This is a genomic window from Paraburkholderia sartisoli (assembly GCF_900107685.1).
Taxonomy (GTDB): Bacteria; Pseudomonadota; Gammaproteobacteria; order Burkholderiales; family Burkholderiaceae; genus Paraburkholderia; species Paraburkholderia sartisoli.
Genome location: NZ_FNRQ01000001.1, coordinates 957,790 through 969,825, shown reverse-complemented (window position 1 = coordinate 969,825; position 12,036 = coordinate 957,790). Strand labels below are relative to the sequence as shown.

Sequence of the window (12,036 nt, the reverse complement as noted above, 5' to 3'; positions counted from 1 at the left end):
CGATAGATATTTTGCACGCACTGTAACCAGAGGATCCAGGGTAATCACATGCTAAAAGTTACAAAAGCAGTTTTTCCGGTAGCAGGTCTTGGCACCCGGTTCCTCCCTGCCACCAAGGCGAGCCCCAAGGAAATGCTGCCCATCGTCGACAAGCCGCTGATTCAATATGCGGTCGAAGAGGCGATGGCGGCGGGCATTACGGAAATGATCTTCGTGACCGGGCGCAGCAAGCGTGCGATCGAGGATCACTTCGACAAGTCGTATGAGATCGAGGCCGAACTCGAAGCACGCGGCAAGCAGAAGCTGCTCGAACTCGTGCGCAGCATCAAGCCGAGTCACGTCGACTGCTTCTATGTGCGTCAGCCGGAAGCGCTGGGGCTTGGCCACGCGGTGCTGTGCGCCGAAAAGCTGGTGGGTGACAATCCGTTTGCCGTTATCCTCGCGGACGACCTGCTGTACGGCAAGCCGCCTGTCATGCAGCAGATGATCGAGGTCTTCGACCACTATCACAGCTCCGTGCTCGGCGTGGAAGAAATCCCGGCGGAAGAAACGAAGTCCTACGGCATCGTCGACGGCAAGGAATGGGAAGATTCGATCATCAAGCTGTCGGGAATCGTCGAAAAGCCGGCGCCGGAAGTCGCGCCGTCGAACCTCGGCGTGGTTGGCCGCTATGTACTGAAGCCGCGCATTTTCCATCACATCCGCGCGATCAAGCCGGGTGCCGGCGGTGAGATCCAGCTGACGGACGCCATTGAATCGCTGCTTGCCGATGAACAGGTGCTCGCGTACAAGTATCACGGCACACGTTTCGACTGCGGCAGCAAGCTGGGCTATCTGAAGGCGACGGTGGAATTCGCGCTGCGCCACCCGGAAGTGGCCGCGGATTTCGAGGAATATCTGCGCACGCGTTCGCCGGTGCTGGAGGGGTAAGCCGTCTGAATCGCACCGCTTCGCGGCGGTGATCGTTTCAAAAAGGCGCTGTGCCTGCGTTTATCGCGGGCACAGCGCCTTTTTCATGCGCGTGTGTGGCGCACATCGGCGCTGCACATGACACAACCGGACACGCCCCGGCACGCCCCACCCACGACGACGCCCGGCCCGGCTTAGCGCCGCCGCATCAGAAACGTGAAAACCTTGTCCTGCGATGAAACTTCGACGAGTTCATTGCCGGTTTGTCTGGCGAACGCGGCGAAATCGCGTTGTGAGCCGGGATCGGTGGCGAGCACCTTGAGAATCTGGCCGCTTTCCATATCGGCGAGCGCCTTTTTGGCGCGCAGGATGGGCAGCGGGCAGTTCAGCCCGCGCGCATCGACTTCCTTGTGAACCTGGATCTGCATCGGGGATCGACCTTCGGGAGGAGGCGTCCGAAGGACGCCATCAGAGCGTCAAATTCTACCGCACCCTCCCGGTCCGCGCTCCGCCGCCCTCGATCCGACGCGGCGTGGCGCCAGGCAAAGGCGCCCAGCCAACACGATCAGACGCGATCACAGCACGACCGGCTGCCCGCTCGCGAGCGACTCGCGCATCGCGCAGCCGATGCGCGTCGCCTCGAGTGCATCGGCGAGACTCGCGCCGACCGGCGCCCCGCCCTTCACCGCCGACACGAACGCCTGTGCCTCACACAGGAAGGCGTCCTCGAAACGCTCGAAGAACGTCGGCGTGCATTCGCTGCGCACACCGTGTACGTCGGCGATCTCGACGCGATTCGCGCGCGGGATCCGCCCGATCGTCATCGCGCCCGCCGTGCCGATCACCTCGCTGCCGGTATCGTTGCCGTGCGCCATCGTGCGCGACGCGTAGAACATCGCGAGGCGGCCACCTTCGAATTCGCAGATCGCCACGCCGTTGTCGACGTCGCCAAATTCGCGCAGCCCCTCGTGCAACGCGATCGTGCCGCTCGCGAACACGCGCGTCGCGCGTGGGTTGCCGAGCAGCCAGCGCGCGACGTCGATGTCATGCACGCTGCAGTCGAGAAAAATGCCGCCCGACGTCGGCGCGAACCGGACGAAAAAGCCGTCGGGATCGTTCTGGTCGCAGGTCTGCGAGCGCACCATGAACGGCCGGCCGATCGAGCCCGCCTCGATACGGTCGAACGCATCGCGATAGCTCGGATCGAAACGCCGCATGAAGCCGATCGTCACGCGAAGCTGCGGATACTGCGCGGCCTCCGTGATCACGCGCTCGCATTCGGCGACGTCGAGCGAGAGCGGTTTTTCGCAGAACACATGCTTGCCCGCGCGCAACGCATCGAGAATCTGCTGCGCGTGCAGCGATGAAGGCGTCACGAGCCAGACCGCGTCGATGTCGCGATCGTCGAGCAGCGACGCGTAATCGCGGTAGAGACGCGTCGACGGCAACGTGTCGCGCGCCCAGTCAAGCTCTTCTTCCACCGGGCTGCACGCGGCGACGAGCGACGCGCCGGGCACGCGAAACGCCAGGTTCTGCGCGTGCCGTCTGCCCAGACGACCGAGCCCCACCACACCGACCCGCACATTAGATACCGCTGCGCTCATCAAACTATCTCCCATGTCTTTTCACAGCACGCTTCAGCAAGTGCCACCGGCAAAAGCGCGCGAACGCGCCATCCGCCCGCTCACTCGCCGATCCGCACCGCCTTGCCCTCGCGCCATGAGCGCGTCGCGGCTTCGGCCAGTTCGAGCGCCTTCATGCCGTCGGCCACCGTCGTGCGCACCGGCTTGCCGTGCGTCACCGCATCGAAGAAATGAGCGATTTCCAGCGCGTAAGCCGCGCGATAGCGTTCGAGGAAAAACGCCTCGGGCACGTCGCTCGATACCGCGGTCTTCGAGTACGCCGTCACTTCCGTGGGGCGCACATTGCCCGCCTGCAGCATGCCTTCGCTGCCCAGCACTTCGAAACGCTGGTCATATCCATAGGCAGCCCGGCGAGCGGTGTTGATCTGGCACAGGCGTCCGCGTTTCGTGCGGATCGTGACGGCAGTCGAATCGATGTCGCCCGCATCGGCGATGGCCGGATCGGAGAGACAGCTGCCGGTTGCATGAAGCGTCTCGGCTTCGTCGTCGAGAATCCAGCGGAAGATGTCGAAGTCGTGAATCAGCATGTCCTTGAAGATGCCGCCCGAATGCCTGATGTACTCGACCGGCGGTGCGCCCGGATCGCGGCTCGTCACGACGAGCATTTCCGGCGTGCCGATCTCGCCGGCATCGATGCGCGCCTTCAGTGCCGAAAACGTCGGATCGAAGCGCCGCTGAAAGCCGATCATGCACACCACACCGGCTTTTTCGACCGCCGAGGCACACGCCCGCGCGCGCTCCAGCGTCAGGTCGACGGGCTTCTCGCAAAACACATGTTTCTTCTGCGCGGCCGACTGCAGGATGAGATCGGCGTGCGTATCCGTGCTGGAACAGATCACCGTCGCGCCCACCGACGCATCGCCCATCGCGCCATCGATATCCGCAACCTGCGCGCCGTGCTGTTCAGCCAGCGCCGCCGCGGCCTCGCGGTTCACGTCGACGACATATTTCAGCCGCACGCCCGGTTGCCGCGCCAGGTTCGCCGCGTGAATCCGGCCGATGCGACCCGCGCCGAACACCGCCACATCGATCGTCTTTACCGCCTCAGTCATCGTAGCCTCCCATGTCTTTCGATTCTTCCACGTTCAGTTCGAGCCGGTACGCAAGCGCGATAAAGAGCGCCTGGCACAGACAGATGGTGCTCGTGAGCGAACGGAACGCGAACGCGCTCCCTTCCTTCACATAGAGTTGCGCGCTCGCATAGCGCAACAGCGGTGAAAGCTGGCTGTCGGTGATCACCAGCGTCCTCGCCTGATGGTGATGCGCCACGCGCAGGCAATACTGCGTTTCCTTGCCGTACGGCGCGAAACTGATCGCGATCACCACGTCGCCCTTCTTCACGCTGCGAATCTGCTCGCGATACATGCCGCCGAACCCGGACACGAGGTGTACGCGCTTCGGCGTGTGCTGCAACGCGTAGACGATGTAGCTCGCCACCGGAAACGAACGGCGCACGCCGATCACGTAAATGTTCTCCGCCTGCTGGAGCATCTTGACGGCGGCTTCGAACTGCACGTCGTCGAGCCCCTCTTCGAGTTCGTCGAGACCGCCACGACACGCCGCCACGAACTCGCGCGCCACCGCGCCGCCGGACAGCGCGCCCGGCTTCTCGTCGATCAGCTTGCGGATGCGCTGCTGGTAACTCGGCGACGACGTCCCCTGCCCCGTATAAGCCTGGCGGAACACCGCCTGCAGGTCCGAAAATCCCGAGAACCCGAAGCGCTGCGCGAACCGCACCACCGCCGACGGGTGTACGCCGCAACTCGCCGCGATATCGCTCGTGCGATCCACCATCACGCTCGACTTGTGCTGCTCGATGTAGGTCGCGACGCTCTTCAGCTGACGTGGCAGCGATTCGTAGTTTTCCGCGATGCGCTGCATCAATTCCTCGACGCTTCGCAACTCTTCCGTGCTCTCTTCCGCCATGGGCCTTCCCCGGTGCATTTTCCGCGCTGCATCAACGACTTGACGATCATCAACACTGCGCTCTGACGGTCCGGATTATAGGCACGCAACGTCATAAATGGAACACATTTTCCAAATTAGTTTGTGATGAAATTTTCATTGCAGAACAAAAGAAGTTGGCCTAATCTTGGTCGTGAGTGCTGGTGTGCCGGTGACGGTTCGCGGTCCGGTTCACGGTCCATCAGGCGCTCCTTTTAATAACGACAGACCGAGAAAGGTGGAGACAATGAGACTTTGCAAGGGCAAGGCTTCGCTCAGGATTCTGGCAGCCGCACTGACACTGGCTGCGGGGTTCGGGGCTGCGTCGTCCGCGCAGGCTGCGGACGCGCACTTCGTGCTGATCAGCCACGCGCCGGATTCGGATTCGTGGTGGAACACCATCAAGAACGCGATCAAGCAGGCCGACGAGGACTTCAACGTCGAGACCGACTATCGCAATCCGCCGAACGGCGACATCGCCGACATGGCGCGCCTCGTCGAACAGGCTGCCGCGCGCAACTACGACGGCGTGATCGTCTCGATTGCCGACTTCGACGTGCTGAAGAACTCAATCGGCAAGGTCACGGAAAAGCACATCCCGCTCGTCACGATCAACTCCGGCACCGAGAAGCAAAGCGCCGAGCTTGGCGCGATCATGCACGTCGGCCAGCCTGAATACGAGGCGGGCAAGGCGGCGGGCGAAAAGGCCAAGGCCGCGGGCATCAAGTCGTTCCTGTGCGTGAATCATTACGCGACCAATCCGGCTTCGTTCGAACGCTGCCGCGGCTTCGCCGAGGCGATCGGCGTCAACTTCAAGACGTCCACGCTGGATGCCGGCCAGGATCCGACCGGCGTGCAGTCGAAGGTGAGCGCCTTCCTGCGCAATCACCCGAAGACCCAGGCGGTGCTCGCGCTCGGGCCGCTGTCGGCTGACCCGACGATCAAGGCGCTGCAGCAGATGGGGCTGGCCGGCAAGATCTGGTTCGCGACGTTCGACTTCGACAACGACATCGCGAAGGCCATCCAGGACGGCACGATCCAGTTCGCGATCGACCAGCAGCCCTACCTGCAGGGCTATATCCCGGTGGCGGTGCTCGCCATCGCGAAAAAGGACCACACCACCGATCCGGTGAAGATCACCGAGGTCCTGAAGGCGAATCCGAAGTTCCAGCAACGGCTCGCCACCTACGGGCTCGCGCCCGCCTATGGTCCGCGCAATATCGGCTCGGGCCCGGGTTTCATCACCAAAGCCAATGTCGACAAGGTGATCAAGTACGCAGGGCAGTACCGCTAGCGCACCGTGCAGGACGGCCGGACGTGAAAGCATCGTCGCGGCCCGCATGAAGGAAACCGGGGCGGCAGGCCGCAGCCGCCGCCCCCTTGTTCGCCATGTTTCACATGCATCGCGCGCCGGACGGGTCCCAGCGACCCGCCATGCACCGGCGCATCAAGGAGAGCTTCAATGGGCGTAGCCAACCCCTTCCACATCCATTCGCGCAAACATCCCGCCGCCGACGCGCAAGCTTCGGAAACGTCGGCGCCCGATGAGCGCGTCCGTCGGGAATCGTGGTTCCGGCATCTGCTGACCCGGCCGGAGTTCGCGGCCCTGGCCGGCACCGTCATGGTGTTCATCGTGTTCGGGCTCGCGGCCGGCCACTCGGGGATGTTCAACCTCGACGGCGTGATGAACTGGTCGCAGGTCGCGGCCTACCTGGGCATCATCTCGGTCGGCGCGTGCCTCCTGATGATCGCGGGCGAGTTCGACCTGTCGATCGGCTCGATGATCGGCTTCGCCGGCATGATGGTCGCGCTGCCGACCATGTATTTCCACTGGCCGATCGCGCTGTCGATCGCGTTCGCGTTCATCGGCTCGATGCTGCTCGGCGCGCTCAACGGCTATCTGGTGATGCGCACGCGGCTGCCGTCGTTCATCGTGACGCTCGCGTTCCTGTTCATTCTGCGCGGGCTCACGCTCGCGCTGTCGGTGATGTTCGCCGACCGCACGATCATCTCCGGCGTCGGCGACGTCGCGCGCCAGGACTGGTTCGCCCACACGTTCTTCCAGGGCGTCGCCTTCAGGGAGCTGTTCGTCTGGCTGGGTCACGTCGGCGTCATCAAGCTGCTCGACAACGGCCTGCCGCTCGTGCCGGGCATTCCGAAAGTGCTGCTCTGGTGGTTCGTGCTGGCCGCGATCTGCGCGTTCACGCTGGCGAGGACGCGCTTTGGCAACTGGATCTTCGCCGCCGGCGGCGACGCCAATGCCGCCAAGAACGTCGGCGTGCCGGTGCGGCGCGTGAAAATCCTGCTGTTCGTGCTGACCGCGTTCTGCGCGTGCCTCTATGCCGTGCTGCAGGTGTGCGACATCGGTTCGGCCGCGGCCGACCGCGGGCTGCAGGCGGAATTCGAGGCGATCATCGCCGCGGTGATCGGCGGCACGCTGCTCACCGGGGGCTACGGGTCGGTGGTCGGCGCGAGCTTCGGCGCATTGATCTTCGGCGTCGTGCAGATCGGCATCACCTACACGAATATCGATTCCGACTGGTTCCGCGTGTTCCTTGGCGTGATGCTGCTGTTCGCCGTGCTCTTCAACCATTACGTGCGCAGCCGCGTCGCGGCGTCCCGCTAGGCAAGGAGTTCATGATGACCGCCACACAACCGGCCGGTGACGACTACATCCTCGAACTGGATAGCGTCAGCCGTTATTTCGGCAACGTGATCGCACTGAAGGACGTCACGATCAAACTGAGACGCGGCGAAGTCCATTGCCTGCTCGGCGACAACGGCGCCGGCAAGTCGACCCTGATCAAGACGCTGGCGGGCGTACACGCGCCGAGCGCCGGCGTCTACCGGGTGGACGGCCAGCCGGTCCACTTCACGTCGCCAAAGGATGCGCTCGATCTGGGCATCGCCACCGTCTATCAGGATCTGGCGCTGGTGCCGCTGCTGTCGGTGGCGCGCAATTTCTTCATGGGACGCGAGCCGCAGAAGAAACTGTTCGGCTTTCTGAACGTGATGGACCTCGACCGGTGCGCGACGGCCTCGCGCGACAAACTCGCGGAAATGGGCATCAACGTGCGCGACCCGCATCAGCCGATCGGCACGATGTCGGGCGGCGAAAAGCAGTGTCTTGCGATTGCGCGCGCGATTCACTTCGGCGCGCGCGTGCTGATTCTCGACGAGCCCACCGCCGCACTCGGCGTCAAGCAGAGTTTCAACGTGCTGAAGCTGATCCACACGGCGCGCGCGAAAGGCATCTCGGTGATTTTCATCACGCACAACGTGCATCACGCGTATCCGATCGGCGATTCGTTCACGCTGCTCAATCGCGGCAAGTCGCTCGGCACCTTTACGAAGGAAACCATCAGCAAGGACGAGGTGCTCGACATGATGGCCGGCGGCGCCGAAATGCAGAAGATGATCGGCGAACTCGAAGGCGCGACGATCTGAACCGCGGCGCCCCCGCCTTTCATGCATCGCGTGCTCTCGCGCGCCAGATCGCATGCACGCCCGGGCGCCGGGTTGCGTACCCAGACATTCAGGAATATTCATGGCTCTCTCCAGCAAACCCGCGACGGCCGCCAGCCCGGCCAGTCGTTTTGCACCCGGCCGCAGCCGCGACGTGATCTGCCTCGGCCGCCTCGCGGTCGACCTGTACGCGCAGCAGGTCGGCGCGCGGCTCGAAGACGTGTCGACGTTCGCGAAGTACCTTGGCGGCTCGTCGGCGAACATCGCGTTCGGCTGCGCGCGACTCGGCCTCGCATCCGCGATGCTCACGCGCGTCGGTAACGACCACATGGGCCGCTTTCTCACCGGAACGCTCGCGAACGAAGGCTGCGACGTGAGCCACGTGCGCATCGACGAGGCGCGGCTGACGGGCCTCGTGCTGCTCGGCCTGAAGGACCGCGACACGTTTCCGCTCGTCTTCTATCGCGAGAACTGCGCGGATATGGCCGTCGACGAAAACGACTTCGACGAGGCGTTTATCGCGTCGTCGAAGGCGCTGCTGATTACCGGCACGCATCTCTCGACCGAGCAGGTGAACCGCACGAGCCGCCGCGCGCTCGACTGCGCGCGCCGCAACCAGGTGCGCACCGTGCTCGACATCGACTACCGGCCGGTGCTGTGGGGCCTGACGGGCAAGGCCGATGGCGAGACGCGCTTTATCGCCAGCGAAGGCGTGACGGCCCATTTGCAGCGCTTCCTGCCGCTTTTCGACCTCATCATCGGCACCGAGGAGGAATTCAGCATCGCGGGCGGCGACACCGATCTCGTCAAGGCGCTCGCCGCCATCCGCGCGCTCACGCCGGCGACGCTCGTCGTGAAGCGCGGCCCGATGGGCTGCCAGATCATCGACGGCGCAGTCCCCGCCTCGCTCGACGGCGTGCCGGTTCAGGGCGGCGTGCAGGTCGAGGTGCTGAACGTGCTGGGCGCGGGCGACGCGTTCGCGTCGGGCTTCCTGTCCGGCTGGCTGCGCGACGAACCGCTCGAAGCCTGCGCGCGCGCCGCGAACGCGAGCGGCGCGCTCGTCGTGTCGCGCCACGGCTGCGCGCCGGCCATGCCGACGCCGGCCGAGCTCGAATATTTCCTGCGCGAGGCGAAAGCCGACCCGCAACGGATGCGCCACCCGGATCGCGACGCGACGCTCGCCCGGCTGCATCGCGTCACGCCCGCGCGCGCGGTCCACGCCGAAGTGCTCGGGTTCGCGTTCGATCATCGCAACCAGTTCTTCGACCTCGCGCAGCAGACTGGCGCGGACGAGTCGCGCATTCACACGCTGAAGGGCCTGTTCGTCGAAGCCGTCGCGCAGACGGAAGCCGCGCTCGGGCTGCAGGGCCGCATCGGCGTGCTGATCGACGACCGCTACGGTCAGGACGCGCTGAACGCCGCAACCGGACGCGGCTGGTGGATCGGCCGGCCGGTGGAACTGCCGGGTTCGGTGCCGCTCGTCTTCGACCACGGCCGCTCGATCGGCACGACGCTCATGAACTGGCCGCGCGATCACGTCGCGAAATGCCTCGTGCAGTTTCATCCGGATGAGCCGATCGAACAGCGGCTCGAACAGGAAGCGCAATTGCGCGCGCTCTACGACGCGACGCAGGCAAGCGGCCACGAATTGCTGCTCGAAGTGATTCCGCCGAAAAACGCGAATCTGCCGATGGCGTCCGACACCGTGTATCGCGCGCTGAAGCGGCTTTACAACATCGGCATCTATCCGGAATGGTGGAAGCTCGAACCGATGGAAGCGAGCCAGTGGCAGGCCATCGACGCGCTGATCGCCGAACGCGACCCGTATTGCCGTGGCGTCGTGCTGCTGGGTCTGTCGGCGGGCGTCGAGCAGCTGAAAGAGGGATTCCGCGCCGCCGCCACGTCGGCGACGTGTCGCGGTTTCACGGTCGGGCGTACGATCTTTCATGAGCCGAGCCACGCGTGGCTCGCGGGACAGATCGACGACGCCGGACTCATCGCGCGCGTGCGCGACACCTTCGAGACGCTGATCGCCTCGTGGCGTGCGGCCCGCGGCGAAAGCGCGGCGCCCGCGGGCGGCGCGCGCAACGTCAATCAGGAGCAGGCGGCATGAACCAGCGTGTGTTGCATCACGATACGGCGCCCGCCAACGAAGCGACGCAGGTACAGGCGGGCGGCACGATCCGCCTGACCGGCGCGCAGGCGCTCGTGCGCTATCTGGCCGCGCAGCGCGTCGTCACCGAGGACGGCAGCGGCACCGAGCCGCTCTTCGGCGGCGTGTTCGCGATCTTTGGACACGGCAACGTCGCGGGGCTCGGCGAAGCGCTGTATCAGCATCGCCACGAATTGCCGACGCTGCGCGCGCACAACGAGCAGGCGATGGCGCACAGCGCGATCGCCTACGCGAAAGCGCATTTTCGCCGGCGCATGATGGCCGTCACCACGTCGATCGGCCCGGGCGCGACGAACCTGCTGACAGCGGCGGCGCTCGCGCACGTCAACCGCCTGCCAGTTCTGCTGCTGCCCGGCGACATCTTTGTTTCACGCGCGCCCGATCCGGTGTTGCAGCAGGTCGAGGATTTTCACGACGGCGGCATTTCGGCAAACGACGCGTTCAAGCCCGTCTCGCGCTATTTCGACCGCATCGTGCATCCGGCGCAGTTGCTGACCGCGTTGCCGCGCGCGATCCGCGTGCTGACCGACGCGGCGTTGTGCGGCCCGGTCACGCTGGCGCTGCCGCAGGACGTGCAGGCCGCCGCGTTCGACTTCCCGACGGATTTCTTTGCGCCGCGGGTCGTGCCGTTTCACTCGCCCGCGCCGGTCGCGCATGAACTCGACGCGGCGCTGGAGCGTCTGCGCGGCGCGAAACAGCCGCTCATCGTCGCGGGCGGTGGCGTGCTGTACAGCCGCGCGACCGGGGCGCTCAAGGCGTTCGCCGCGCGGCATGGCATTCCCGTCGCCGAGACGCAGGCCGGCAAGGGCTCGCTCGCGTGGGACGACCCGCTCAACACCGGCGCGCTCGGCGTGACCGGCTCGCCCGCCGCGAACGAACTCGCGCATCGCGCCGATTGCGTGCTGGCCGTCGGCACGCGCCTGCAGGACTTCACGACCGGCTCGAACACGCTCTTCACGCAGGCCGGCGTCATCGGTATCAACGCGAATGCGTTCGACGGCATGAAGCATCGCGGCGTGGTCGTCGAAGCGGATGCGCGTCTCGCGCTGGAGGCGCTCACCGCGCGACTCGGCGCATGGCGCGCCGACGCCGGCTGGACGCAGCGCGCAGAGCAGCTCGCCGAAGCATGGCGCGAGACGCTCGTCACGCTCACGCACGCGCCGCAGCGCGAAGGCGTGCTGCCCTACGACGCCGACGTGATCGGCGCCGTGCAGCGCTCCAGCGCGCGCTCGACGACCGACGACATCGTCGTCTGCGCGGCGGGCACGCTGCCGGCGGAGCTGCACAAGCTGTGGCGCACCGGGCGGCCGGGCGGCTATCACGTCGAATACGGCTACTCGTGCATGGGCTACGAGATCGCGGGCGGCCTTGGCGCGAAGCTCGCGCGGCCCGGGCGCGACGTCATCGTGATGGTCGGCGACGGTAGCTATCTGATGCTCAACAGCGAGATCGCGACGTCGGTGATGCTGGGGGCGAAGCTGATCGTCGTCGTGCTCGACAATCGCGGCTACGGTTGCATCAACCGCCTGCAGCAGGCGTGCGGCGGCGCGCCGTTCAACAACATGTTCGACGACTGCGTGCAAGGCCCGCCCGGCGCGCCGGCGGTGGATTTCGCCGCGCACGCGCGCGCGCTCGGCGCGCTTGCCGAGCACGCAGCCAATATCGGTGAACTCGAAGCCGCGCTGCAACGCGCGCGCGCGGCGGACCGCACCTACGTGATCAGCATCGACACCGACGCGGCCCGCACCACCGACGACGGCGGCTGGTGGTGGGAGGTGGCCGTGCCCGAGGTATCGAGCCGCCCTGCCGTGCGCGAAGCCCGCGCGAAATATGAAGAGCAGGTGGCCGCGCGCGAACGCGGCGACCTGCAGGATAGCGGCGACGCCAACGATTGAGGACATC

At 65.5% G+C, this 12,036-nt stretch carries 10 protein-coding genes; 6 read left to right on the top strand and 4 right to left on the bottom strand.

What is annotated here, in order from left to right; all coding sequences use genetic code 11:
- Positions 1 to 48 precede the first annotated feature (48 nt).
- A complete protein-coding gene (gene galU / locus BLV45_RS04455; RefSeq protein WP_090529463.1) occupies positions 49 to 930 on the top strand; it encodes a UTP--glucose-1-phosphate uridylyltransferase GalU in 882 nt (293 codons plus the stop codon).
- Between the two features lie 173 nt (positions 931 to 1,103).
- On the opposite strand, the gene BLV45_RS04450 is transcribed toward galU, so the two are convergent.
- From BLV45_RS04450 to BLV45_RS04435, 4 genes are all read right to left on the bottom strand, one after another.
- Positions 1,104 to 1,331 carry a sulfurtransferase TusA family protein gene (locus tag BLV45_RS04450; protein ID WP_090531103.1) on the bottom strand — a complete coding sequence of 76 codons (228 nt, stop codon included), beginning with the start codon at positions 1,329 to 1,331 and terminating at the stop codon, positions 1,104 to 1,106.
- 153 nt (positions 1,332 to 1,484) lie between these two features.
- On the bottom strand, positions 1,485 to 2,513 hold the full coding sequence (locus tag BLV45_RS04445) for a Gfo/Idh/MocA family oxidoreductase (RefSeq protein ID WP_090529460.1): 1,029 nt from the start codon (positions 2,511 to 2,513) through the stop codon (positions 1,485 to 1,487).
- A gap of 80 nt (positions 2,514 to 2,593) precedes the next feature.
- A complete protein-coding gene (gene iolG / locus BLV45_RS04440) occupies positions 2,594 to 3,604 on the bottom strand; it encodes an inositol 2-dehydrogenase (protein ID WP_090529457.1) in 1,011 nt (336 codons plus the stop codon).
- Positions 3,597 to 4,478 carry a MurR/RpiR family transcriptional regulator gene (locus BLV45_RS04435; RefSeq protein WP_090529454.1) on the bottom strand — a complete coding sequence of 294 codons (882 nt, stop codon included), beginning with the start codon at positions 4,476 to 4,478 and terminating at the stop codon, positions 3,597 to 3,599. The genes iolG and BLV45_RS04435 overlap by 8 nt, the downstream gene beginning before the upstream one ends.
- Before the next feature lie 265 nt (positions 4,479 to 4,743).
- Between BLV45_RS04435 and BLV45_RS04430 the strand changes: the two genes are divergently transcribed.
- The 5 genes from BLV45_RS04430 (at position 4,744) to iolD (ending at position 12,029) form a co-directional block, all read left to right on the top strand.
- Positions 4,744 to 5,790, top strand: coding sequence for a sugar ABC transporter substrate-binding protein (locus tag BLV45_RS04430; RefSeq protein ID WP_090529451.1), 1,047 nt, complete (start codon positions 4,744 to 4,746; stop codon positions 5,788 to 5,790).
- A gap of 168 nt (positions 5,791 to 5,958) precedes the next feature.
- Positions 5,959 to 7,122: an ABC transporter permease gene (locus BLV45_RS04425; protein WP_090529448.1), complete on the top strand. Its 1,164-nt coding sequence runs from the start codon at positions 5,959 to 5,961 to the stop codon at positions 7,120 to 7,122.
- Between the two features lie 11 nt (positions 7,123 to 7,133).
- Positions 7,134 to 7,943, top strand: coding sequence for an ATP-binding cassette domain-containing protein (locus BLV45_RS04420; protein ID WP_407670946.1), 810 nt, complete (start codon positions 7,134 to 7,136; stop codon positions 7,941 to 7,943).
- Positions 7,944 to 8,043: 100 nt separating this feature from the next.
- The gene (locus BLV45_RS04415; protein ID WP_090529443.1) at positions 8,044 to 10,074 is read left to right on the top strand and encodes a bifunctional 5-dehydro-2-deoxygluconokinase/5-dehydro-2-deoxyphosphogluconate aldolase; all 2,031 of its coding nucleotides are present in this window, start codon (positions 8,044 to 8,046) and stop codon (positions 10,072 to 10,074) included.
- The gene (iolD, locus tag BLV45_RS04410) at positions 10,071 to 12,029 is read left to right on the top strand and encodes a 3D-(3,5/4)-trihydroxycyclohexane-1,2-dione acylhydrolase (decyclizing) (protein ID WP_090529440.1); all 1,959 of its coding nucleotides are present in this window, start codon (positions 10,071 to 10,073) and stop codon (positions 12,027 to 12,029) included. The genes BLV45_RS04415 and iolD overlap by 4 nt, the downstream gene beginning before the upstream one ends.
- Positions 12,030 to 12,036 lie beyond the last annotated feature (7 nt).

Excerpts from the sequence above, each read along its gene's own strand:
- galU (WP_090529463.1), top strand. The coding sequence starts at position 49 with ATGCTAAAAGTTACAAAAGCAGTTTTTCCGGTAGCAGGTCTTGGCACC.
- BLV45_RS04420 (WP_407670946.1), top strand. The coding sequence starts at position 7,134 with ATGATGACCGCCACACAACCGGCCGGTGACGACTACATCCTCGAACTG.
- BLV45_RS04430 (WP_090529451.1), top strand. The coding sequence starts at position 4,744 with ATGAGACTTTGCAAGGGCAAGGCTTCGCTCAGGATTCTGGCAGCCGCA.
- iolG (WP_090529457.1), bottom strand. The coding sequence starts at position 3,604 with ATGACTGAGGCGGTAAAGACGATCGATGTGGCGGTGTTCGGCGCGGGT.
- BLV45_RS04415 (WP_090529443.1), top strand. The coding sequence starts at position 8,044 with ATGGCTCTCTCCAGCAAACCCGCGACGGCCGCCAGCCCGGCCAGTCGT.
- BLV45_RS04425 (WP_090529448.1), top strand. The coding sequence starts at position 5,959 with ATGGGCGTAGCCAACCCCTTCCACATCCATTCGCGCAAACATCCCGCC.
- BLV45_RS04445 (WP_090529460.1), bottom strand. The coding sequence starts at position 2,513 with ATGAGCGCAGCGGTATCTAATGTGCGGGTCGGTGTGGTGGGGCTCGGT.
- BLV45_RS04435 (WP_090529454.1), bottom strand. The coding sequence starts at position 4,478 with ATGGCGGAAGAGAGCACGGAAGAGTTGCGAAGCGTCGAGGAATTGATG.
- iolD (WP_090529440.1), top strand. The coding sequence starts at position 10,071 with ATGAACCAGCGTGTGTTGCATCACGATACGGCGCCCGCCAACGAAGCG.